The sequence below is a fragment of the Leifsonia sp. 10L418 genome (assembly GCF_056395445.1).
In genome coordinates this window covers 271,327-292,400 of record NZ_JBFTJN010000001.1, presented here as the reverse complement: position 1 = coordinate 292,400, position 21,074 = coordinate 271,327, and the positions used below count along the sequence as shown (strand labels likewise).

The window sequence follows — 21,074 nt, the reverse complement described above, 5'->3', positions numbered from 1 at the left end:
CGTCGGTCAGATTGGCCAGGCGGCGGGAAAGTTGTGCTGGGTACAGGCTAACGCTAAAGCCTGCTTCTCCTCCCGTGGGTTAGCCCCCTGAACTGTGCTCCGGTTCAGCATCGGCCACGGCCGCGGCCCGGGTCTCGAGCCGATCCCGCCGCCACGCACGGTAGCCGAAAATGATCGATGCGACGATGAAGAACCCGGCGATGACGTAAGCGGCATTCTTCACGCCGGGAATTGACGCGGCGTAGTACCCGATCAGGGTCATTCCGGTGCCCCAGGCGAGAGCTCCGACAAGGTTGCTGCTGAGGAACTTGTAGTAGTTCATACGACCGACGCCCGCGATCACCGGAACGAACACACGGCCCCAGGGCATGAAGCGGGCGATGACCACCGACCACCAGCCGAATTTTCGGTAGAACGACTCGGTCTTGACGATTGCCGCTTGGGTGCGCCGGCCGCCGCGGCGGTCGAGGTAGCCGCGCCCATACCGGCGACCGAGCAGAAACCCGACTTGATCGCCGAGAAAGGCTGCGATCCCGGTGCCGATCGCGAGAATGGCAATGTTCAGATTCGAGCTGGAGGCCGCGACCAGGCCGGCACCGAAGAGCAGCGAGTCGCCGGTGACGAACGGGATGAACACGCCGAGGAACAGGGCGGTTCCGGCGAAAACGAGTCCCCAAATCACCAGGTAGAAGAGAACGGCTCCGCTATGCCCGAGAAAGTCGCCCAGCTGATCGTCGAGCGCTGAAGCGTAAAGCACTGCCTAGTCCAGCAGGGCGTCGAAGAGCGAGCCGTTGAACGTGAAGGAGGCATCCACTTCGCGCACCAGCAGGTCGATGTCGTCGGAGCTCAGCGTGAGGGCGTTCATGCCTTCACGGTAGCCACGCTTGTACGTGACGACGCTGTCGATGGACTCGAAGCGGTAGAAGCTCAACTGTTCCGGGGTTGCCGCGTAGTGACGCGCGACGAGAGCGGAAATCGCCTGGCCGCCGGAGAGATCGCCGAGGTAGCGGGTGTAGTGGTGGGCGAGCACCTGCACGCCGTCGGCCTCACCGAGTGACTTCAGGTGTTCGGCGTACGCAACAGTCGCGGCGAGCGGCGGGTGGGACTCACGCCAGTCGGCAGCGCCGAGTGCGACGAGGTCGCTTTCGATCGAGGCCATCCGGGCCAGCTTCGGGTCGAACAACGCTGAGAGGCCGGGAACGCTGTCCAGGTTGACGCGCAGTACTGCTTCTTCGAGCACCTCGTAGAGCCAGCCGTACTGGGCCAGGTAGCGGGTGTAGTCCGCGAGTGAGAGCTTGCCGCCCATGAGGTCGGTGATGAACGAACGCTGTTCCGTTCCGCGGTGCTGCTCACTGGAGCTGGCGCGGATGAAGGCCGCAAGATCGAAGTCGGCCTCGGTCAGTGTCGAAGTCATGGGTCGCCCGTTCTCGATAGAAAGTTTGGTAAGGCGATCCTAACCTATGGAACTGGGAGGTGGCCAGCAGCGCCCTGCAACCCGGCTCGATGGCGGCTGAATGCGGTGGGGCTCTGCGCCGAGGCGGCTGAACGCAGAAGGCCCGAGCGCAATGAGATGCGATCGGGCCTGACGCGCTGTGCGGGAGAGGGGACTTGAACCCCCACGCTCGAAAGCACAGGAACCTAAATCCTGCGTGTCTGCCAATTTCACCACTCCCGCGAATGCCGTACTAGTGTACTGGGCCTGCAGCCCCTGCCCGGTCCGCCCGTGCGCCCGTGAGGTGCCACCTTCTGCTAGTCAGAGCGCCTTCGCACTAGCAAGAGTCGGCACCTCACGGGCCGGGGGAAACGGTTCGAGCCGGGGGAGGTGGGCAGACCGGAGGCGTCGGCCTGTGGATAAGTTCTGCCTGATGTGGCGGCACAAGGGCATCATTCAGGGATGAGTGAAGCGGCGCGCATCATCACTGAGCAGGTTCGGGTGCGGCTGCGTCATGAGGGTGTCGATCTCGCGGCCGATGGCGCGCTCGCTGACCACTACGTGCGTGACGAGGTGCAGCGGTACAGCGAGTTGGCGCTCGGCGGGGCGCATCCGCTCATCGCTGACGAAGGCCAGACAACCAGGGAAGCCGTTGCGGCGCTGACCGGCTACGGGGTGCTTCAGCCCCTTCTGGATGACCCGAGCATCGAAGAGATTTGGATCAACGCGCCGACTCGGGTGTTCGTGGCGAGAAATGGGCGGGCCGAGCTCACCCCGTTGGTGCTGACCGACCAGGTCGTGCGCGACCTTGTTGAACGCATGCTGCAGGCCTCGGGGAGACGGGTCGACCTGTCGTCGCCGTTCGTTGATGCGTCGTTGCCCGACGGTTCTCGGCTGCATGTCGTCATTCCGGATGTGACGCGTGCGCACTGGTCTGTGAACATCCGCAAGTTCAYGAAACGGATCAGAACCCTGACCCAGCTGGTGGAGAGTGGCTCGCTCACGGCACAGGCGGCAGAGTTCTTGCGGATGTGCGTGCTGGCCGGTCAGAACATTCTGGTGTCGGGTGCGACACAGGCCGGAAAGACAACGCTGCTCAACACCCTGCTGTCCTGCATCAGGGCCAACGAGCGGGTCGTCACGGTCGAAGAGACATTTGAACTTGACCTGGCCGCACGCGACGTGGTCGCCCTGCAGTGCCGACAGGCGAGTTTGGAGGGCACCGGCGAGATCACCCTGCGGCGGTTGATCAAGGAATCACTGAGGATGCGTCCGGATCGGCTGGTCGTCGGTGAGGTGCGCGAGGCCGAGAGTCTCGACCTGCTGATCGCCTTGAACAGCGGCTTGCCTGGAATGTGCTCGATCCACGCGAACAGTGCGCGAGACGCCCTGGCGAAACTGTGCACGCTCCCACTCTTGGCCGGAAATAATATCGACTCGGCTTTCGTGCTCCCCACTGTGGCGGGGTGCATCGACATCGTCGTGCATTGCGAACTCAATCGGCACGGTCACCGGCGGGTGACCGAGATTATTGCGCCGAGCGGTCAACTCTCCGGGTCGATGATCGAGGCGAGCCCACTCTTCCTGATCCAAGACGGCGTGCTCCAGCCGACCGGCGGGCATCCGACGAAGCTCGTCAAGTTTCAGGCCGCCGGTCTCGATCCGGCGATGGTGCTCGGAGGGCGGTGACATGAGCGTGCTGGTGGGTTTATTGCTCGGAGCGGGCGTGCTGCTTGTCGCGTCACCATTCTTGTGGCCGAAGGGCGCGGGGCTGGCGGCGGGCGCGACTCTGACCGGTGAGCCTATGATGACGGACCGAGGGCCTAGCCTGGGCGCGCGGGGTCGGGCGCGGCTCGCCCAGGCCGGGTTCGCCCGTGTGACACCGGGTGCCGTCATGGTCGTTTCGCTCCTCCTCGGCATCGCCTGCGCCGCGCTCGCCGAAGCCATCCTCGGTGTTCGGGCCCTGTCCATCGCCGTCGGCCTCGGCGCGGTGGCGCTTCCTGCCCTGGTCGTGTTGCGGCGAGCGCGAGCGCGGCGCCGGGCCAACCGCACGGTCTGGCCGGATGTCGTCGATCACCTGATCTCAGGGGTGCGCTCCGGGCTGGCCCTGCCCGACAGCGTGAGTAGTCTGGCGCACTCGGGACCGCCGGCAACCCGGGAGGCCTTCGCCGGATTCGAACGAGAGTATCGGGTGACCGGTAATTTCGCCCATTGCGTCGATCAGCTGAAGGAAGCCCTGGCCGACCCGATCGCCGACCGAATTCTGGAGACGCTTCGAATGGCGCGTGAGGTCGGCGGCAGCGACTTGACGCTTGTCTTGCGGAGTCTGGCCGGGTGGCTGCGCCAGGATGCGGCGACCCGGCTTGAGGTCGAGTCACGGCAGTCGTGGATTCTGAACGCCGCGCGGCTCGGGGCGGCCGCGCCGTGGATCATCCTGATTCTGCTGACCACGCGGCCCGAAGCCGCTTTCGCCTACAACACTCCCGCCGGCACGGCCGTGATCGTCGGTGGCCTGATCGTGTCGGTGGTGGCGTACCGCATCATGATTGCGGTCGGTCGTCTGCCTGAGGAACGGCGCTGGTTTCGATGAATGCTTCGGTGGCGTGGGGCGTGTTTCTCGGCATCCTGCTCGGGGTTGGTCTGTGGTCGTTGGTGAGTCTCGTGCCGCGGTTCGGGCGACCGCGTCTGGCCCAACGGGTTGCGCCGTACATCCTTGACGTGTCGGCTGAAGCCCGTGCCTACCATGGGCGCACGACGCTGAACCCACTGCCGGTGTTCGGCTCGCTCTTCTCCCCGATGATCAGGCGACTGACAGCGGTTCTCGGCTACATTCTTGGCGGTGCGGACACCCTCGGTCGGCAGTTGCGGCAGGCGGGGTCGCGACAGGGTGTCGACGAGTTTCGAACCGTTCAGGTTCTCTGGGCGCTGACCGGCAGTGCGCTCGGCCTGGGGCTCGTGCTGGTCAGTCCAGCCGCACAATCGCTGCCTCTCGTCGCGCGGGTGCTGCTGGTCGTGACGACCGGGATGGCCGGTGCGTTGCTTCGAGGGTGGCTGCTCCAACGCGCCGCCCGGGCACGGCTGGCCCGTATGAGGAGTGAGCTTCCGACCGTTCTGGAATTTCTGACCCTGTCGTTGTCGGCCGGGGAGGGCATCCTCGATGCGTTGCGGAGGGTAGCGGCGACGAGTTCGGGGGAGCTGTCCCGGGAGTTGGCCGGCGTTGTCGCTGACGTTCACACCGGCATGCCGCTTGCCGCATCACTGACCGCACTTGCCCGTCGCATCCAGCTGCCGGCTCTCACCCGGTTCGTTGATCAGGTGACTGGTGCATTGGACCGCGGAACCCCGCTCGCCGAGGTCTTGCGGGCTCAGGCTCAGGATGCGCGGGACGAGGCGAAGCGAGACTTGCTCGAAGCGGCGGGCCGCAAAGAGATCTCGATGATGATTCCCCTGGTCTTTCTGATCCTCCCGCTCTCGATCCTGTTCGCGATATTTCCCGGTCTGTTCGTCTTGCAGGCCGGATTCTGATTCCATCCACGTTTCTACAGAAAGGACCACATCATGTCCGTGTTGTCGCGTCGATTCCACAGCGGGGTAGCCGACGAACGAGGGGATGTCCCCGGCTGGGTTCTGATCACCCTCATGACCGCGGCATTGGTGATGCTGATCTGGGGGTTGGCCGGTCCGGCGCTCGCCGGAATCTTCCAACAAGCGATCGATCGCGTCTCTGGCATGTGAGTCATCATGACCGTGCGCACGCGGTGGCGACGGGGGATGCGGCGGGCCGACATTTGTGCCGACTCCGGGTCGGCAGTCGTCGAGTTCGTTCTCGTCGGGTCTCTCTTGACCGTGTTGACCCTGTCGGTACTGCAACTGGCGTTGGCGCTGCATGTGCGCACGACGCTGCTGGATGCCGCCGCCGAGGGAGCACGGTACGCCGCGCTCGCCGACAGCGGGTTGGCAGAAGGAGCGGAGCGCACGAAAGACTTGATCACGACAGCGGTGGGGTCGACCTATGCGACCGGGGTGGCGGCGGCCTATGCGCAGAGCGCCGGGCACCTCACCGTCGAGGTGCAGGTGACGGCGCCGCTCCCACTTCTCGGCATGCTCGGTTTCGACCGGGGGTTGAGGGTGGTGGGGCATGCGGTTGTCGAGACACTGGAGTAGTGACGACGGGTCGGCGTCGCTCGAGTTCATTACCGTCGGAATGATCCTGCTGGTACCGCTCGTCTACCTGGTGCTCGCGCTGTCGGCAGTTCAAAGCGGGGCGCTCGCCGCCGAGGGTGCGGCGCGGCAGGCGGCACGGGTGTTCGTGCTCGCGCCCGACGAAGCCGCGGCTCGGGATCGTGCCGAGCGCGCCGTCGAGGTGGGGCTCGACGACTACGGCATCAAGGCGGACACCGCCCAGGTCGGGATTGCGTGCAGTGCCGCGCCGCTGACCTGCCTGACTCGCCAGGAGTCCGTGACAGTTACCGTGCGCATCCGCGTCGCATTGCCCCTGGTGCCCGACGTGCTCGCTCTGCACAACGTGGCGTCGATTCCGCTCGAAGCACGGGCGACCCAGACGGTCTCCCGGTTCTGGGGTGCGGGAGCGACCGAATGACCAGCAGAAGACAGCGTCCCCACCCGCGTCGACCAGCCGCCCGGTTGAACCGATGGCTGGTTTGCCGGCTGCGCAGTGGGCACGCGCCCGCGGATGCCGATGCGGATGCCGATGCCGGGTCCACCCTGCTGCTGACGATCTTCTACGGCTTTCTGGCGACGGTGCTGATTCTGACTTGCGTCGCCGCCACCTCGCTCTACCTCGAACGCAAACGACTCTTCACCCTCGCGGATGGTGCGGCGCTCGCCGGAGCGGAAGCCTTCGACCTCGACGATGTCACGGTCGAGGCGGGGGAGCTGCGGGCTCGCCTCGAATCGTCCCGGGTCGAGCAAGCGGCGGAGGAGTACCTGACCGCGACCCCGCAGGCCGGATTCGATGACTTGACGATGGTCAGCGCGGCGAGTCCCGACGGCCGAAGCGCGACGGTGTCGCTGCGGTCCACCTGGCGACCACCGGTGCTGGCGCTCCTCCTGCCCGCCGGCATCCCGCTCGACGTCACGGCGGTCGCCCGGTCGGTGTTCTGGTGACACCGAGTTCAGGTATCACCGGGTTCCGCCAACGCCGGCTGGGCGCACAACCGCTCGACACGCCCGTCAGCACTTTCGTGCCTGCTGGTAACAGGCGGGTACAGGCATCCGGGAGTGACAGGCGGGTACCCTCGGAGGGCGCCGAAACTGGCGTCGGCAAGGAGAATTGTGACGACCAGGCGAGACCGGGCGATCGGTGCGGGAGCACAGGTTGCCACCGAAGTCAGCATCAACTTCGGTTCGGCTCTGGCGGGGCTCGTCATTCCGGTGGTGGGTGCGCCCGTCGTCGTCGCGGCCCGACAGATCGTGATGGTCTGCGCGGTGCTGCCGTTCTACCGGCCCCGGCGCGAGACCTTTGTCTGGCACCGGCTCTGGCCGGCCCTGGCACTCGGACTCGTGCTCGCGGTGATGAATGTGGCCTTCTATGAGGCGGTCGACCTGCTGGGTCTCGGCATCGCCGCCACCATCGAGTTCCTGGGACCGTTCGCGCTGGCGTTGGCCAGCTCCCGGCGCCTACTCGACGTGATCTGCGCGGCCTGTGCGGGTGGCGGTGTACTGCTGCTCACCTGGACCGACGGTGAGCTGAGCCCGCTCGGCATCGGCTTCGCGCTGCTCGCCGCCGCTGCCTGGGCCGCCTACATCCTGCTCACCCGCCGGGTCGCCATCGACCTACCGGGCCTGGAGGGAATCTCGATCGCGGGCCTGGTGAGTCTCGCCCTGGTGCTTCCGTACGCGCTGGTCACCATCGACTGGTCGGCACTGAACTGGGGAGTGATCGGGCTGCTCTTCGCCGTCGGCGTGCTCTCAAGCGCCTTCCCGTACACCGTCGACACCTTCATCCTCCGACGCATCACCCCACGGCTCTACGCGATCATCACGAGCTGTGGCCCGGCGATCGCTGCTGGGTTCGGCGTGCTGGTGCTGGGGGAGTCGTTTGAACCGCACCAGGTCGTCGCGATTGTCATCGTCTGCGCGGCGGCGGCCGCTGCCATCGCCACGCAGCGAGACGTGCCGAAGTCTGACCTCGAACGCACCGCGAACGCGCTGACCTAGCTCGACACGCGAGCCAGCGAGCGACGCGACAGGGAACTATTCGACGCGGATGCCGAGATGCGCCGCGAGAACCGGCGCGAGGAGGGCGAGCTGAGCGTCATCGATGGTGGCACCCCGCAAACCTTCAAGACCGTGGATGGCACTGAAGTCGGTCGAACGCAGGTCGACATCCTTGAGCTTGGCGCCCGTCACATCGAGAGTGCCGACGCGGCAGTTGCGCAACTCAAGACGCTGAATGGTGGCGCTGCCGAGATCGAGTTCTTCGATGATGCAGTCCGAAAGCAGAACATCGGTGAGGTTCGCATTGCGCAGATTGACGAAATCGAGCTTGGAGCCGTCGATCTGCACCGATCGCATCGTGGCCTCGTAGGCCTCGACCGAGCCGAGCCGTGAGCGCTCGATGCGCACGTCGCGCCAGGTCGACCGGGGCACGCTGAAAATGGGAGCCTGCAGGTCTGAAGCCACGCACTCAGTGAAGCGGGCACCACGCAACTTGGTTTCATTGAGCGAGAGGATGCGAAACTCGCACTCGCTGAAGCTTGTTCCGGTCAAGTCGCGCCCTGCGAGTTCTGCCCCGGAGAAACGCTCGCCCTCACGGCTGTCGCCGCTGAGGAGGTCGCTGACGTCGGCATCCACCAGGTTGTCCAACACGATCGGGTCGAGGACGGGCGGCTTCGTTGCCTGACGCTTCATTTTGCTGCCGTTTCAACGGGTTCGAGCACGAAGAGAGGAATCTCACGGTCGGTTTTGGTCTGGTAATTCGCGTAGTCGGGGTACGCGGCGACCGCGCGCTCCCACCAGAGCGCCTTCTCGTCACCGGAGACCTCGCGAGCGACCGCGTCGAATGTGTGCGGGCCATCCTGCACCTCGACGGACGGGTGCGCGAGAACGTTCGCGTACCAGGTGGGGTTCTTTGCGGCGCCGCCCAGCGAGGCGACCGCGGCGTAGACGCCATCGTGCTCGACCCGCATCAGCGGAACCTTGCGCACGGCTCCGGATGTCTTGCCCAGGGTCGACAGCACAATGACCGGCATTCCCCGCAGCGTCGTGCCCTTCGTTCCACCCGAGCTTTCGTAGAGTTCGACCTGGTCTCTGACCCACTTCGACGGACTGGGCTTGTATTCTCCGGTGAGGGGCATCCCTCTATTGAATCGCACTTTTCTTCAGGAATGTTGCCGGGGTGCCGCCGGGCGTCTCGGCGCATAGCGGGGGAGATAACGGCCGAGCACTGCCGCACCGATGAGGCCGACGATTCCCATCACCCCGCTGGCCACGCCGAGCGATGCCACTGCAATCATCGCGGCGACGGCGAGCGGCGCAGTCGCGCTCCCCAGATCGCCGGTGAAACGCCAGGCGCCGAGAAACGGGGCCGGATTGTCGGGCGGCGCGAGATCGGCGCCGACGGTCATCAGGAGTCCGCTGCCGATGCCGTTGGCCAGCGCGAGAAACATCGCCACCCCGATGAACCAGCCGACATTGTTCGGCAGGTTGTGCGTGAAGGCGAGAACGAGAAAGCCGAGCCCCATCCCGATCATCGAGGGGAGTGCCGTCCACATTCGGCCGAAGCGATCCATGATCTGGCCGCTCGCGTAAAAGAGGGCGAAGTCGAGTCCACCGGCAATCCCGATGATCAGGGCGATGGCGGGGGCGTCGATGCCGATACTGACCGCCCAGAGCGGCAGAATCACCGTGCGGCTTGCGCGCAGTGCACCGACCAGGCCGGCGCCGGTGCCGAGCCTCAACAACACCGCGCGGTGCATCCAAATCGAGCGAAAGAGCCCGTGCGACTCTTCGGCCACGAACTCGGCGCCTGCATGCTTCACCGTGCCGTCGGGTGCGGCGGCGAGCTCGGGGGCGCCGAACAGACGGTCGGGGTCGGGCAGCAGCAGCAAGACGGCCGCCGCACCGAGGCAGCAGGCGATGAACACCCAAAAGACGGCCTGGGTGCCGCCGGTCAGGCTGATCAAGCCGGCGGCGATAAACGGCCCGACGAACCAGCCGGCCCGAAAGATGCCGCCCAGCGTTGACAATGCTCGCGCCCGGTAGGCCAGCGGCACGTAGCTGGTCATGAACGCGTGACGGGCCAGTGCGAACACGGCTGTCGCGATGCCGACCACAAAGATTCCGATGCCGAGCACGAGCGGGTTGGGCGCCATGATGCAGACAAGCACGGCGACGATGGTGAGAAACGAGGCGCCGATCATCGAGTTGCGTTCCCCGATGCGCGAGACAAGCCAACCGCTCGGGATGTCGCCGATCAGCTCGCCGAGCATGACCATCGCCGCGATGAACCCGGCAATCGCCAGGCTGGCGCCCAGGTTGTGAGCGACAAGCGGGATCAACGGGATGATCGAGCCTTCGCCGATCGAGAAGAGCAACGTCGGCAGAAAAGCTGCCACAGCAACCCCGCGCAGGCTGAAGGAGCGATCGGCAGTTGTCATAGCGGTGTCGATGCTACGCCAGGGCCGTGTTGCCGCGTCTGCCCGGTAGGCTGGACCACGACATGATTGAGCTGGATTTCTCGGAGCAGATCGCCGCGTTGCGGGCCACGTTTGGCGACATCCGGTCGGTGATCGACATTGATCGACTCCGCGCCGACATCGCTGACCTCAGCGAGCAGGCCGGCGTGCCTGACCTCTGGGACGACACGGAGCGCGCCCAGAAGGTGACGAGTGCGCTCAGTCATCGTCAATCAGAGCTGGCGCGCATCGAAAGCATCGAGCGTCGCCTCGACGACCTCGAGATTCTGGTCGAAATGGCCAACGAGGGCCAGGGTGACCAGGATTCCGCCGACGAGGCGACGGCTGAGCTGAAGAGCATCCAGAAGATCCTCGGTGAACTCGAAGTGCAGACGCTGCTGAACGGCGAGTTCGACCCGCGCCCGGCCGTCATCACGATTCGTGCCGGCGCCGGTGGCGTCGACGCCGCCGACTTCGCCGAAATGCTCATGCGCATGTACCTGCGCTGGGCCGAACAGCACAAGTACCCGACGAGTGTGCTCGATGTGAGCTACGCCGAAGAGGCCGGCATCAAGTCGACGACCTTCGAAGTAGATGCCCCCTACGCGTTCGGCACGCTGAGCGTCGAAGCCGGCACCCACCGCCTGGTGCGGATGAGCCCCTTCAACTCCGCCGGCAAGCGCCAGACCTCCTTTGCCGCGGTCGAGGTGGTGCCTCTGATCGAGCAGACCGAGTCGGTCGAGATTCCCGACAACGACATCCGGGTCGACGTCTTCCGGTCGAGCGGCCCCGGCGGCCAGTCCGTGAACACCACCGACTCCGCCGTGCGCATCACCCACCTTCCGACCGGCATCGTCGTCAGCTGTCAGAACGAGAAGAGCCAGATTCAGAACCGTGCGGCCGCGATGCGCGTGCTGCAGTCCCGGTTGCTGCTGGTGCAGCGTGAGCAGGAAGCCGCGACCAAGAAAGAGTTCGCCGGCAACATCACGGCCAGCTGGGGCGACCAGATGCGCAGCTACGTTCTCGCGCCCTACCAAATGGTCAAAGACCTGCGCACCGACTACGAGGTCAACAACCCCAGCAACGTGTTCGACGGTGACCTCGACGGTTTCATCGCCGCCGGCATCCGTTGGCGCAAGCAGAGCCCGAAGGACTGATGCGGCACGGTTCTGCCGACTTCGACGGGTGAGCTTGTGACGACACGGTATGTCGCAGTGGTAAAAACCGCCAGCATGCTTAGGCTCGATAAGCCATGATCCGTTTTGATCACATCACTAAGCAATATCCCGGGACGAACCGACCGGCACTGAACTCCATCGACGTTGAAATTCTGCGCGGCGAGTTTGTGTTCCTGGTCGGCGCCTCCGGGTCCGGAAAATCGAGCTGTCTTCGACTGATGTTGAAGGAGGAGAAGCCGACAAGCGGCAGCATTCACGTGCTGGGCCAGGACTTGCGGTCGATCTCCAACCGCAAGGTGCCGTATTTTCGGCGCAATCTCGGCGTCGTCTTTCAGGACTTCCGCCTGCTGCCGAACAAGACGGTCTACGACAATGTCGCGTTCAGCCTGCAGGTGATCGGAAAGTCGCGCGGCTTCATTCAAGAAGCGGTGCCCGACACCCTGCAGATGGTCGGCCTGTCTGAGAAGTCGCGTCGATTCCCGCACGAGCTCTCCGGCGGTGAGCAGCAGCGCGTTGCGATCGCGCGTGCCATCGTCAACAAGCCGCAGATTCTGCTGGCCGATGAGCCGACCGGAAACCTCGACCCCACCACGAGCGCCGGCATCATGGCTCTTCTGGCGAGCATCAACGAGGCGGGGACCACCGTCGTGATGGCCACCCACGAGGCGGGCATCGTCGACAAGATGAAACGCCGTGTGATCGAGCTCTCCGGCGGTCAGATCGTGCGCGATGAGCGCCAGGGCGGCTACACCACGACCGCGATCCAGACGATTGTTACCGCCCCGAGCACGCCGGCACCCGCTCCGGTAACGCCGACGGCGGATGACTCTGGTTTCGTTCGACCCGTCGTCGCGGCTCCGGTCGCTGCTGCAGTTGCAGCGCCCGTCGCGGCGCCACGGGCCGCTCCGGTCGATGCGGCACCAGCGGCACCCGTTGCTGCGCCGTCAAATCCTGTCGACTCCGAGGCGCGGAGCGCGGCTCAACCGCCGCTCACGCACCCCTCTGCGATGCCGATTGTTCAGTCGATGCCACCGGCCGCCCCGGTCGCGGCACCGATGGACCGGCCCGCTGCCGAGCAGATCTTCCACCCGCCGGCCCGACCTGTCGCCCAGCCGATCACCGGGCCGTTGGTGACGCCGCCGCCCGCGACGCAACCACGTGTCACAGCGTCGACCGAGCCGGTGTCCGCACCGCTCGCCGAGCCAACAGCTGAGGCATCGGCGCCGATCGTCGGCGATCAGCTTCCGGCAGACACCGGGCGCATCATGACGCGACCCGGACTGCCGGTGACCCAGCACGAGATTCCTGAACAGCTCACTCTCGCCGAAAAACTGGGCCTGCGAGCTCCGGGCGAAAAGCCTGACCAATCAGGGGAACAGATTGTAGGACCCACCCGATGAGACTCGGACTTGTTCTTTCCGAGGCGTCAAGTGGCCTGCGCCGCAACGTCTCGATGGTCATCTCGGTGGTGCTCGTCACCTTCATCTCCCTGACATTTGTCGGTGCGGCGATTCTCATTCAGATGCAGATCGGCCAGATGAAGACCTACTGGTACGACAAGGCCCAGGTCGGCATCTACATGTGCACCTCGTATTCGACAGGGGAGACCTGTGTCGGCGGCGAGGCGAACGATGAGCAGCTCGCGGCGGTCGAAGCACAATTGCAGGGCCCGACCCTGTCGCCCTTCATCGAAAAGTACTTCTTCGAGAATCATGAGGAGGCGTTCAAGAACTTCCAGAAGCAGTTCGCCGGCAACCCCGTCGCCGACTATGCGACTCCCGACCAGTTGAACCAAACCTTCTGGGTCAACCTCAAGGACCCCTCGCAATCAGATGTCCTCAGCGAAAGCCTGTCGGGGATGCCGGGGGTGGAGAACGTGCAGGATCAGCGCAAGTATCTCGACCAGATCTTCTCGGTGCTCAACGTGGCCAGCTACACAGCGATCGGCATCGCAGCCCTCATGCTCGTTGCCGCCGTGCTTCTGATCGCGACGACGATCAGACTGTCGGCGTTCTCGCGTCGCAAGGAGCTCGGCATCATGCGACTTGTCGGGGCGTCGAACCGGTTCATTCAAACCCCCTTCATTCTGGAGGGTGTGTTCGCCGCACTCCTCGGATCGATCCTGGCCGGAGGGGCCATTGTCGCCCTGGTGCACTGGTTCGTGCAGGGATATCTCAGTCAGCGCCTGCTCGGGTTTGCGCTCGTCGGTCTCGACGATGCGCTGCTGGTGGTGCCGATGCTCGTGGTACTTGGCGCGGTGCTCGCCGCCCTCTCGGCCAACTTTGCGATCTCGCGCTATCTGAAGGTCTAACGAACTCAAGATCCAATGCAGAACGGCCAGGCGACATCCGCCTGGCCGTTCTGTTTTGTCTGTGCCGTTGCTGTGCTGTCGCTCCCGACTATGCAGTCTGGTGCTCGAGAGCGCGTGCCTTGAGCGTCGCGAACTCTTCTGCGGTGATCGTGCCCGAGTCGAGCAGTGCCTTCGCCTTGGCGATCTCGTCGGCGGCGCTGGACCCGGCAACGGTCTTGATGTACGTCTCGGTCTCCTGCTGCGCCTGCTGAGCAACGCGCACCTGACGTTCGGCCATGCCCCTGCCTCGCGCGATGAGGTAGACGAGAACCGTGATGAATGGCAGGAAGATCATGAAGATGATCCAGAGTGCCTTCCACCAGCCGTTGAGCTTGTGGTCACGGAACAGGTCGCCGATCACTGCGAAGAGGGCGAACAGGTAGGCGATGAAGGCGAAGCTCCAGAAGAAGAGCCAAATGACATTCCACACATCACTCCAAAAACTCATGACTGCCTCCCTCACAACAGAGCACCATGCTCCGTGGCTAAGAACCTAGTGGGTCGGCTCCGCATTCGTACAGAGTGACGCGCTTTCACGGCCCGATCGACCGATAGACTGATGGGCTCTGTGGCGCTCGGTCGCAGAGCATCGGTGCGATCCAGAGCATCACCCAGACATTCAAGGAGCAACTCGTGCCCAGGGAAAAAGGCGAAAAGGTCGTAGCGACCAATCGCAAGGCCCGCCACGACTATCACATCGAAGACACCTACGAGGCCGGAATGGTCTTGAGCGGAACCGAGGTGAAGTCGTTGCGTGCCGGACGGGCCTCCCTTGTCGACGGGTACGCCTTCATTGAAGGCGGCGAGGCCTGGCTCGACGCTGTGCACATTCCGGAGTACTCGGCCGGAACCTGGACCAACCACCCGCCGCGGCGCAAGCGCAAGCTGCTTCTTCACAAGCAGGAGATCGTCAAGATCAGCCACAAGACCAAAGAGGGCGGCTACACCCTCATTCCGTTGAAGATTTACTTCTCCGACGGTCGCGCCAAGGTCGAGATCGCCGTGGCGAAGGGTAAGAAGGAATACGACAAGCGCCAGACGCTTCGTGAGCGTCAAGACAAGCGTGAGTCTGATCGGGCGATTTCGGCTCGAAAGCACCTCGGCGACTAGCCGAGGATTCACCGACAGAGCGGGTGGGCATGGACAGCACGGTTCGCATTCCAGTTGACGGAACATTCAATCTGCGGGAGCCTGCGGGCTACCGAGCGGCCCACGGCATCACACGCAGTGGTGTGCTCTACCGATCAGATGGGCTGAAGAGCCTGACCGATCGCGGGCGCGAACAACTGGTCGAACTCGGGGTTCGCACTGTCATCGACCTGCGTGACGATTTCGAACGCGAGATGCAGCCTGACGCGCTCGACGGTCTCGAAATCGAAACCGCGCACATCCCGGTGTATGAGGGAAGTGCCGCGGCGAACAGCGGTCCGGGAATCACGCTGCCGTCGATGTACGAAAGCATCGTCGTCGAGCACGGTGAAGTCGTCGTGAGCGCTCTGCGCCTGATCGCTTCGCCCGAGTCCGGGCCGGTACTCGTGCACTGCACGGCAGGCAAGGACCGGACGGGAATTGTGGTCGCGTTGGCCTTGCGCGCGGTCGGGGTGGCCTCGGATGTCGTCGTTGCCGACTACGCGCGCTCCGAGTCGAACCTGGCGGGGGAGTGGCTGGAGGCGATGATTGCCCTGACCTCGCGTTTCGGTATCGCTGATACCCCACGACTGCGCGGCATCATGGGATCGACGCCGGCGTCAGTGATGGAAGGTCTACTTGCGCTCATCGATGAGAAGTACGGATCGGTCACCGATTACCTGCTGGCGCAGGGCTTCAGCACTGACGAGCTGCAGCAGCTCGACGCGAAGCTGGTACGGCCGGCATAGAACCTCACTGTCGAGTGTTGTACAGTGAGGAGTTGCAGAGCGCGAGGGTTGACCTCGTCTGCTGCATTTGGAAATTCAACAGTGTGTGACAGTAACCCACTTCAACGCCGGAATTCGGCGCGAGGTGTGCATGGGGATGATCGGTTTCGACACTGCCTGCGCAATTATGAGAAGCGGGTCGAGGATGCAGGGTTATCTCGTAAACGATCTCTGCAAAACAATAAGTGCCAATTCAAAGCGCACTGACTTCGCCCTCGCTGCCTAAGCGAGCGCACTAAAGAAGTCCGTCAGACCGGGAATGCTCTCTACCCGGACCCTGGCGCAATTTAGAGAGATTGCTTCTACATTGAGCCGCGGGGTGTAGAGGGACTCAAACGAAGGCTGGGCTTGTCGGATTAGGTGCCAGTGGCAAATTCCGGAGCCGAGTAGAACGATTTCACTGGATACACCCGTAGAAGGCATATGACCACAGCAGTGGACCGGGGTTCAATTCCCCGCATCTCCACCATCGGTTGCTGTCACACACTCTTGAGCATCTGCTCCGAACAAGAACAAGGCCGCCCTTCCGGGCGGCCTTGTTCTGTCTGGGGCTCAACAAGACGAAGGAAAATCGGATGTCAACGATGTCACCGGAAAATGTTCCCGCCGCTGTTCCCGCCGCTGTTCCCGCGAGTGGTTCCGCCGTTCTCGTGTCTGGTGCCGCCGGCATCCCGCTTGGCGAACGCCAGCCGAAACCGACTTCGACGACACCGGGTCAGACCGAGGCCGCTGTGACGTCGTGGAGCGCCGACGGCTTGGAGACGGGGATCTGGGAAGCCGGGCCCGGCGAGTTCACGGCCACGCGCGTCGGCTATCACGAGGTCTGCCAGATTCTGAGTGGGCGGGCCACGATCACCGAGGAGAACGGCACGGTGCTTGAGCTCGCCGCCGGCGACCTCTTTGTAACGCCCGCCGGTTGGCGCGGAACCTGGCTGGTGCACGAGACGCTGCGCAAGGTCTACGTCATCCAGTCGCTGCCGCCGACGCAGTAGCTCGGTGACCTAGACCTCGACTGTATGTAGTCGAAGTTGTGTCGCGAGATCGGCTCGCGGGATCTCGAGCACTTGCTCCCAAGCTCGCGCGCTTCTCGATCAGCGAGACGGGGTCGACCAGCGCAGGAACAGCGCGGTCAACGCGGGACGACCTCGATTAGAACGGCGCGATGTCGCTGTTGGGATGCACGTCTGGGGGCGGCGTGCTGGGCCCGATGCGGTGTTCGGGTTCGGTCGTGTACCGGTGCCCGGTCGGTGAGGTCCAGGTGATCGTGCCCGCGTCGTCTTGCACATAGGACCAGCCGATTTCGTGTTTGTCCCGGTGGTTCTTCGGGCAGAGTGAGGCCAGGTTGGTGAGGTTCGTTTCGCCGCGGTGGCCGTTCTCCCAAAACGGGATCGAGTGGTCGATGTCGCAGTCCGCGGCGGCCCGGCCGCACCCGGGTGACCGGCACGTCGCGTCCCGGAGCCGCAGTGCCGCCCGGAGGTCGGCCGGTGGGGTGTAGCGGTCGCGGCCGACGGAGAGGAACGCCCCGGTTTCCGGGTGGGTGAGCACCCGCAGCCAGCCGGGTGAACTGCCGGCGAGTTCCCGGGCCGTGTCGAGGTCGATCGGCCCGTACCCTTCAAGCACCGGCGGCTCGTCGCTGCGGCCGAGCAGGGTCAACGCCGGGACCAGGATCACCACGTCCGCCTTGATGCCACGGCGGTGCTTCCGGCGGCTCCGGCCGGTGCCGGTCGCCACCGCGTCATCCCCGGCGCCGTCGCCGTCGGTTTCGTTCCCGTCATCGCCATCGTCGGCCTCGTCCCGGTCGAGGATCAGGTCGGCGAGCACATCCGCTTTCAACTGGGTGAGGGTGCGCGGTTCGTCGGCCCGTTGCAAGCCGCGGGCGGTGTTCGTCAGCCGGGTGCAGATCGCCTGCGCCCGGGCGGCGGGCAGGAACGCACTGAGGTACGCCATGCCGTCGGCGGCCGGTTCGAAGAACACCGCCCGGTCCGCGACGCTCTTCTGATGCCGGGCCGTGATCGATTCCGGGTCCAACCGCTCCCGGGCCTTGCGGGTCTTCTGCGCGAACCTCGACACGATCAGATTCCCCGCGCCGGGCAGCACCGCCTTCTCGAGCGCGGCCCGGTCCGCCGGACTGAGCGTGAACGTCTGGTCGGCGAGCACGGTCGCGTGCCGGTAACTGATCTGCCCGCTCTGCAACGCCGCGAACGTGTCCGGCAGGGTGTGAATGAGCGCCTGGCCGATCGCGATCTGCGTCTCCATGGTGCGTTCCGGCACGCGCAGCGCGCAGGCCAGTTCGGTCACGAGCACCCGCCGGTTCGCCCAGCGCTGCCGCAGGGTCGACTCGGTGACCGGGAGCGTGGTCAGGTTCTCACTCATAAGCCGCGCCCGGTCGATGGCGACGGCGGTCTCGGCGGCCAGCACGGCCTGTTTTCGGTGCAATTCGGCGACGAGATCGACCTGTTCGCCGAGACGATCCAACAATGGGTTCATACCTTGAAGTCTTCCAGGCACCACCGACATCCCACCGACACGAAAGACCCGCTGACCAGGGGTTGTGGACAACTTTCCGACCCGGCGCCTGTGGAGGGCGGGTCGGCGAGAGGGCCGAGTCTGAAGGCTGGGTCACGGGGTCTCGACAGGCTCGACCGCCGGCGCGGGGTATCCCGCTGGGCGCGCGGTAGACACCGCGCCCACGGGGATACCCCACGCCCAGGTCGGGTCGCGGCGCCGAGGCTCCGCCGCTCCGGAGGCACGACCCGGGCAAAACGCCTCATTTCCTGATGTCGGTACCGCCGAACTCGGTGCGGTGCGGGATTCCGATGGTTTCGCCAGCCGCGAAATGATCGCGAAGCGGCAGGGCCATCTGAACGAGCCGGGAATGAAATGGGCAGACCGACGTTAACTTGAGTCGAAGGCACTCAAGTTTCTAGGAGGACAGATGCCCACTTTCTTCGGCGCAGATGGTTCCGGCAGCGGTTCGTTCGACGAATTTCTTGCTCGCTACCTGCAGAGCCAGCGCGCGGCCCAGCCCGTGCGACCCATTGATCTCACCCGGATGCTCAGCCGCCGCACGCACGAGGTGCTCGCCCAAGCTGCTGAGTTCGCCGTCAGTCACGGCCATTCCCACGTTGACGCGCTGCACATTCTGCGCGTGATGCTGACGCTTCCGGCCGCGACCGCAGCGCTCACCAACGCCGGACTCGACCCCGAAGCGATCGTGAAGGCTGTCGAACAGCGGCTTCCGGAATCCTCGGACGAACGCGCCACGACACCGCCGGCCTTCACCCCGTCGGCTCAGCGCGCCCTGCTTGACGCCCACCAGGTGGCACGCTCGTTCGGTTCGACCTACGTCGACCCCGAGCACCTCTTCTTCGCGTTCATGGTGAATCAGGATGCCCCCACCGGCCAGATTCTCGCCGCCGCCGGTGTCACCCCGGCTGCGTTGCAGGCCGGGGCAGAAGGCGCGGCGCAGGCAGCCGCGACCGCCGCGGCGAACCCCGGCCAGGCATCCGTGGATTCTGACACTCCCATGCTCGACCTCTACGGAACCGACCTGACCGAGAGTGCCCGCGCGGGCCGGCTCGACCCCGTGATCGGGCGCGCCGAGGAGATCGATCAGACGGTCGAGATCCTGTCTCGGCGCACCAAGAACAACCCGGTCCTGATCGGTGAGCCCGGCGTCGGAAAGACGGCGATCGTCGACGGCCTCGCGCAGGCGATCGTCGACGGCCACGTGCCCGAGCAGCTGCGAGGCAAGCGTGTGATCTCGCTCGACCTGGCCGCCATGCTCGCCGGAACCCGTTTCCGGGGCGACTTCGAGGAACGTCTGACCAAGACGATGGATGAAATCAGTGCGCGTTCGAGCGAATTGATCATCTTCATCGACGAACTTCACTCCGTGGTCGGTGCCGGTGCGGCCGGTGACGGCGGCATGGACGCCGGAAACATTCTCAAGCCACGCCTCGCGCGCGGCGAGCTGCACCTCGTCGGTGCGACCACGCTCAAGGAGTACCGCAAGGTTGAGAAGGACCCGGCTCTCGAGCGCCGTTTCCAGCCGGTGACGGTGGGGGAGCCGAGCATCGAAGACGCCGTGCAGATTCTCGACGGGTTGAAAGACCGCTACGAAGAGCACCACAACGTGACCTACACCGACGCGGCGATTCGCACCGCCGTCGAGATGTCGGCGCGGTACATCACCGAACGATTCCTTCCCGACAAGGCGATCGACCTGATTGACCAGGCCGGTGCGCGGATGCGCCTGAAGCTGGGCTCTGTCGTCGACGTGAGGGCGTTGCGCGAGCAGATTGCCGCTCTTGAGGAGCAGAAGTCCGCTGCGGTTGACGCGGAGCAGTATGAAGAGGCGTCGCGGCTGCGCGACGAGATCGACGCTGTCCTGGCGAAGATCGCTTCGGTCGGCACCGTTGCACATGCAGGGGAGACATCCGTCTCTGCCGTCATCGACGAAGCCGAAATCGCCGAGATCATCGCGCGAGCGACGGGCATCCCGGCTAGTCGCGTGACCGCTACCGATCGTGACCGGCTTGCGCGGCTGGAAGATGACCTGCACCAGCGTCTTGTCGGACAGGATGACGCGGTGAACGTGATCGCCAAGGCCGTGCGGCGCAACCGCACTGGCATGGGCGACGCGGGTCGACCGGTCGGAAGCTTCCTGTTCCTCGGCCCGACGGGTGTCGGAAAGACCGAGCTGGCGAAAGCTCTGGCAGAGTCACTGTTCGGTGATGAGAAGTCCATGCTGCGTTTCGACATGAGCGAGTTCAGCGAACGGCACACCGCCAGCCGGCTCGTCGGCGCCCCTCCCGGTTACGTCGGCTACGACGAAGCCGGACAGCTCACCGAACGGGTGCGGCGTAATCCATACTCCGTCATCCTGCTCGACGAGATTGAGAAGGCCCACCCCGACGTCTTCAACCTGCTGTTGCAGGTGCTCGACGACGGACGCCTGACCGACGGTCAGGGGCGCACCGTCGACTTCCGCAACACGGTGATCATCATGACCTCGAACCTGGGGTCTGAGTTTCTGGCCAGCCGCAGTGGCGCGCTGGGGTTCATCGCCGAGACGGATGGCGCCGGCAACGGGTTCGGGTCGGAGAAGGCTCTCCGTGACCGGGTGATGGGCAAGCTGCGTGAGGCGATGCGGCCGGAGTTCCTCAACCGCATCGATGAGATCGTGCTGTTCCAGAAGCTGGACCAAACCCAACTCCGCCAGATCGTGCGACTGCTACTGAACCAGACCGAGCGTCGACTGCACGCGCAGGACATGGCCCTCGTCATCAGCGAGGATGCGATCGACTGGATCGCCGAGCGTGGCTACGAGCCTGAGTATGGGGCTCGGCCGCTGCGCCGCGTCATTCAGCGGGAGGTCGATGACCGTATCGCAGACCTGCTGGTGGCGTCGTCGGTGCTGCCCGGTGGGGTGGTCTCGGTGTCGGTCGACGGCGACGCGCTCGTTGTCGGCCCGGCTCAAGCCGAAGTGCCGATGGCCGCCTAGCAGCGGCGACTGCGCGCTGGCGCGGAGCGCTGTGGCGTGGGGAATCCCGGTGG

At 64.9% G+C, this 21,074-nt stretch carries 22 protein-coding genes, 1 tRNA gene and 1 other RNA gene; 16 read left to right on the top strand and 8 right to left on the bottom strand.

Annotated elements, in window-relative coordinates; translation table 11 throughout:
* Positions 1–79: 79 nt before the first annotated feature.
* The 3 genes from AC1DCF_RS01330 to AC1DCF_RS01320 form a co-directional block, all read right to left on the bottom strand.
* Positions 80–757 (bottom strand): DedA family protein, encoded by a 678-nt coding sequence (locus AC1DCF_RS01330; RefSeq protein ID WP_477209439.1) that lies wholly within the window; start codon positions 755–757, stop codon positions 80–82.
* 3 nt (positions 758–760) lie between these two features.
* Positions 761–1,414 (bottom strand): biliverdin-producing heme oxygenase, encoded by a 654-nt coding sequence (locus AC1DCF_RS01325; protein WP_477209438.1) that lies wholly within the window; start codon positions 1,412–1,414, stop codon positions 761–763.
* A 179-nt stretch (positions 1,415–1,593) separates the two neighbouring features.
* A tRNA-Leu gene (locus tag AC1DCF_RS01320) sits at positions 1,594–1,675 on the bottom strand.
* Positions 1,676–1,894: 219 nt separating this feature from the next.
* On the opposite strand from AC1DCF_RS01320, the gene AC1DCF_RS01315 reads away from it, so the two are divergent.
* The 8 genes from AC1DCF_RS01315 (at position 1,895) to AC1DCF_RS01280 (ending at position 7,612) form a co-directional block, all read left to right on the top strand.
* Positions 1,895–3,121: a CpaF family protein gene (locus AC1DCF_RS01315; RefSeq protein ID WP_477209437.1), complete on the top strand. Its 1,227-nt coding sequence runs from the start codon at positions 1,895–1,897 to the stop codon at positions 3,119–3,121.
* 1 nt (position 3,122) lies between these two features.
* Positions 3,123–4,022: a type II secretion system F family protein gene (locus AC1DCF_RS01310; protein WP_477209436.1), complete on the top strand. Its 900-nt coding sequence runs from the start codon at positions 3,123–3,125 to the stop codon at positions 4,020–4,022.
* Positions 4,019–4,957 (top strand): type II secretion system F family protein, encoded by a 939-nt coding sequence (locus AC1DCF_RS01305; protein WP_477209435.1) that lies wholly within the window; start codon positions 4,019–4,021, stop codon positions 4,955–4,957. Before AC1DCF_RS01310 ends, AC1DCF_RS01305 begins: the two co-directional genes overlap by 4 nt.
* Positions 4,958–4,990: 33 nt before the next feature.
* Positions 4,991–5,167, top strand: coding sequence for a hypothetical protein (locus AC1DCF_RS01300; protein ID WP_441791478.1), 177 nt, complete (start codon positions 4,991–4,993; stop codon positions 5,165–5,167).
* Positions 5,168–5,173: 6 nt separating this feature from the next.
* Complete coding sequence (locus AC1DCF_RS01295; protein WP_477209434.1) at positions 5,174–5,596, top strand: TadE/TadG family type IV pilus assembly protein; 423 nt, start codon at positions 5,174–5,176, stop codon at positions 5,594–5,596.
* Positions 5,571–6,032, top strand: coding sequence for a hypothetical protein (locus tag AC1DCF_RS01290; protein WP_477209433.1), 462 nt, complete (start codon positions 5,571–5,573; stop codon positions 6,030–6,032). Before AC1DCF_RS01295 ends, AC1DCF_RS01290 begins: the two co-directional genes overlap by 26 nt.
* Positions 6,029–6,559, top strand: a complete 531-nt coding sequence (locus AC1DCF_RS01285) for a pilus assembly protein TadG-related protein (protein ID WP_477209432.1) — start codon at positions 6,029–6,031, stop codon at positions 6,557–6,559. The genes AC1DCF_RS01290 and AC1DCF_RS01285 overlap by 4 nt, the downstream gene beginning before the upstream one ends.
* 168 nt (positions 6,560–6,727) lie before the next feature.
* The gene (locus AC1DCF_RS01280) at positions 6,728–7,612 is read left to right on the top strand and encodes an EamA family transporter (protein WP_441791474.1); all 885 of its coding nucleotides are present in this window, start codon (positions 6,728–6,730) and stop codon (positions 7,610–7,612) included.
* 36 nt (positions 7,613–7,648) lie between these two features.
* Here the strand turns inward: AC1DCF_RS01280 and AC1DCF_RS01275 are convergent, their stop codons facing one another.
* Genes AC1DCF_RS01275 through AC1DCF_RS01265 form a run of 3 tightly spaced genes read right to left on the bottom strand, consistent with a single transcriptional unit; the run spans position 7,649 to position 10,053 of the window.
* On the bottom strand, positions 7,649–8,305 hold the full coding sequence (locus AC1DCF_RS01275) for a pentapeptide repeat-containing protein (protein WP_441791473.1): 657 nt from the start codon (positions 8,303–8,305) through the stop codon (positions 7,649–7,651).
* Complete coding sequence (locus AC1DCF_RS01270; protein WP_477209431.1) at positions 8,302–8,751, bottom strand: nitroreductase family deazaflavin-dependent oxidoreductase; 450 nt, start codon at positions 8,749–8,751, stop codon at positions 8,302–8,304. The genes AC1DCF_RS01275 and AC1DCF_RS01270 overlap by 4 nt, the downstream gene beginning before the upstream one ends.
* Before the next feature lie 24 nt (positions 8,752–8,775).
* Positions 8,776–10,053 (bottom strand): MFS transporter, encoded by a 1,278-nt coding sequence (locus tag AC1DCF_RS01265; RefSeq protein ID WP_477209430.1) that lies wholly within the window; start codon positions 10,051–10,053, stop codon positions 8,776–8,778.
* A gap of 62 nt (positions 10,054–10,115) precedes the next feature.
* Between AC1DCF_RS01265 and prfB the strand changes: the two genes are divergently transcribed.
* The 3 genes from prfB to ftsX all read left to right on the top strand — a co-directional run bounded on the left by prfB (position 10,116) and on the right by ftsX (position 13,560).
* Positions 10,116–11,228 carry a peptide chain release factor 2 gene (gene prfB / locus AC1DCF_RS01260; protein WP_441791470.1) on the top strand — a complete coding sequence of 371 codons (1,113 nt, stop codon included), beginning with the start codon at positions 10,116–10,118 and terminating at the stop codon, positions 11,226–11,228.
* A 95-nt stretch (positions 11,229–11,323) separates the two neighbouring features.
* The gene (ftsE, locus tag AC1DCF_RS01255) at positions 11,324–12,649 is read left to right on the top strand and encodes a cell division ATP-binding protein FtsE (RefSeq protein WP_477209429.1); all 1,326 of its coding nucleotides are present in this window, start codon (positions 11,324–11,326) and stop codon (positions 12,647–12,649) included.
* Entirely contained in the window at positions 12,646–13,560 is a 915-nt protein-coding gene (gene ftsX / locus AC1DCF_RS01250) for a permease-like cell division protein FtsX (RefSeq protein WP_441791468.1), read from the top strand. The genes ftsE and ftsX overlap by 4 nt, the downstream gene beginning before the upstream one ends.
* Positions 13,561–13,648: 88 nt before the next feature.
* Here ftsX and AC1DCF_RS01245 read toward each other — a convergent pair whose 3' ends face one another.
* Positions 13,649–14,047: an SHOCT domain-containing protein gene (locus tag AC1DCF_RS01245; RefSeq protein WP_441791467.1), complete on the bottom strand. Its 399-nt coding sequence runs from the start codon at positions 14,045–14,047 to the stop codon at positions 13,649–13,651.
* A gap of 185 nt (positions 14,048–14,232) precedes the next feature.
* Here AC1DCF_RS01245 and smpB point away from each other — a divergent pair, with 185 nt between their 5' ends.
* The 4 genes from smpB to AC1DCF_RS01225 all read left to right on the top strand — a co-directional run bounded on the left by smpB (position 14,233) and on the right by AC1DCF_RS01225 (position 16,507).
* Complete coding sequence (gene smpB, locus AC1DCF_RS01240; RefSeq protein WP_441791466.1) at positions 14,233–14,709, top strand: SsrA-binding protein SmpB; 477 nt, start codon at positions 14,233–14,235, stop codon at positions 14,707–14,709.
* Positions 14,710–14,738: 29 nt separating this feature from the next.
* Positions 14,739–15,476 carry a tyrosine-protein phosphatase gene (locus tag AC1DCF_RS01235; protein WP_477209428.1) on the top strand — a complete coding sequence of 246 codons (738 nt, stop codon included), beginning with the start codon at positions 14,739–14,741 and terminating at the stop codon, positions 15,474–15,476.
* A 132-nt stretch (positions 15,477–15,608) separates the two neighbouring features.
* Positions 15,609–15,984, top strand: a transfer-messenger RNA (tmRNA) gene (ssrA, locus tag AC1DCF_RS01230).
* A gap of 106 nt (positions 15,985–16,090) precedes the next feature.
* Positions 16,091–16,507, top strand: a complete 417-nt coding sequence (locus tag AC1DCF_RS01225) for a cupin domain-containing protein (RefSeq protein ID WP_477209427.1) — start codon at positions 16,091–16,093, stop codon at positions 16,505–16,507.
* A 157-nt stretch (positions 16,508–16,664) separates the two neighbouring features.
* On the opposite strand, the gene AC1DCF_RS01220 is transcribed toward AC1DCF_RS01225, so the two are convergent.
* Positions 16,665–18,002 carry an HNH endonuclease signature motif containing protein gene (locus tag AC1DCF_RS01220; protein ID WP_477209426.1) on the bottom strand — a complete coding sequence of 446 codons (1,338 nt, stop codon included), beginning with the start codon at positions 18,000–18,002 and terminating at the stop codon, positions 16,665–16,667.
* Positions 18,003–18,450: 448 nt separating this feature from the next.
* On the opposite strand from AC1DCF_RS01220, the gene AC1DCF_RS01215 reads away from it, so the two are divergent.
* The gene (locus AC1DCF_RS01215; RefSeq protein ID WP_477209425.1) at positions 18,451–21,021 is read left to right on the top strand and encodes an ATP-dependent Clp protease ATP-binding subunit; all 2,571 of its coding nucleotides are present in this window, start codon (positions 18,451–18,453) and stop codon (positions 21,019–21,021) included.
* Positions 21,022–21,074: the final 53 nt, after the last annotated feature.

What these genes read in the sequence shown, in the direction of transcription:
- AC1DCF_RS01220 (WP_477209426.1), bottom strand. Translation starts at nt 18,002, where the DNA reads ATGAACCCATTGTTGGATCGTCTCGGCGAACAGGTCGATCTCGTCGCC.
- AC1DCF_RS01235 (WP_477209428.1), top strand. Translation starts at nt 14,739, where the DNA reads ATGGACAGCACGGTTCGCATTCCAGTTGACGGAACATTCAATCTGCGG.
- AC1DCF_RS01270 (WP_477209431.1), bottom strand. Translation starts at nt 8,751, where the DNA reads ATGCCCCTCACCGGAGAATACAAGCCCAGTCCGTCGAAGTGGGTCAGA.
- AC1DCF_RS01265 (WP_477209430.1), bottom strand. Translation starts at nt 10,053, where the DNA reads ATGACAACTGCCGATCGCTCCTTCAGCCTGCGCGGGGTTGCTGTGGCA.
- AC1DCF_RS01305 (WP_477209435.1), top strand. Translation starts at nt 4,019, where the DNA reads ATGAATGCTTCGGTGGCGTGGGGCGTGTTTCTCGGCATCCTGCTCGGG.
- prfB (WP_441791470.1), top strand. Translation starts at nt 10,116, where the DNA reads ATGATTGAGCTGGATTTCTCGGAGCAGATCGCCGCGTTGCGGGCCACG.
- ftsX (WP_441791468.1), top strand. Translation starts at nt 12,646, where the DNA reads ATGAGACTCGGACTTGTTCTTTCCGAGGCGTCAAGTGGCCTGCGCCGC.
- AC1DCF_RS01310 (WP_477209436.1), top strand. Translation starts at nt 3,123, where the DNA reads ATGAGCGTGCTGGTGGGTTTATTGCTCGGAGCGGGCGTGCTGCTTGTC.
- AC1DCF_RS01300 (WP_441791478.1), top strand. Translation starts at nt 4,991, where the DNA reads ATGTCCGTGTTGTCGCGTCGATTCCACAGCGGGGTAGCCGACGAACGA.
- AC1DCF_RS01285 (WP_477209432.1), top strand. Translation starts at nt 6,029, where the DNA reads ATGACCAGCAGAAGACAGCGTCCCCACCCGCGTCGACCAGCCGCCCGG.
- AC1DCF_RS01215 (WP_477209425.1), top strand. Translation starts at nt 18,451, where the DNA reads ATGCCCACTTTCTTCGGCGCAGATGGTTCCGGCAGCGGTTCGTTCGAC.
- ftsE (WP_477209429.1), top strand. Translation starts at nt 11,324, where the DNA reads ATGATCCGTTTTGATCACATCACTAAGCAATATCCCGGGACGAACCGA.
- AC1DCF_RS01225 (WP_477209427.1), top strand. Translation starts at nt 16,091, where the DNA reads ATGTCAACGATGTCACCGGAAAATGTTCCCGCCGCTGTTCCCGCCGCT.
- AC1DCF_RS01290 (WP_477209433.1), top strand. Translation starts at nt 5,571, where the DNA reads ATGCGGTTGTCGAGACACTGGAGTAGTGACGACGGGTCGGCGTCGCTC.
- AC1DCF_RS01325 (WP_477209438.1), bottom strand. Translation starts at nt 1,414, where the DNA reads ATGACTTCGACACTGACCGAGGCCGACTTCGATCTTGCGGCCTTCATC.
- AC1DCF_RS01245 (WP_441791467.1), bottom strand. Translation starts at nt 14,047, where the DNA reads ATGAGTTTTTGGAGTGATGTGTGGAATGTCATTTGGCTCTTCTTCTGG.
- AC1DCF_RS01295 (WP_477209434.1), top strand. Translation starts at nt 5,174, where the DNA reads ATGACCGTGCGCACGCGGTGGCGACGGGGGATGCGGCGGGCCGACATT.
- AC1DCF_RS01275 (WP_441791473.1), bottom strand. Translation starts at nt 8,305, where the DNA reads ATGAAGCGTCAGGCAACGAAGCCGCCCGTCCTCGACCCGATCGTGTTG.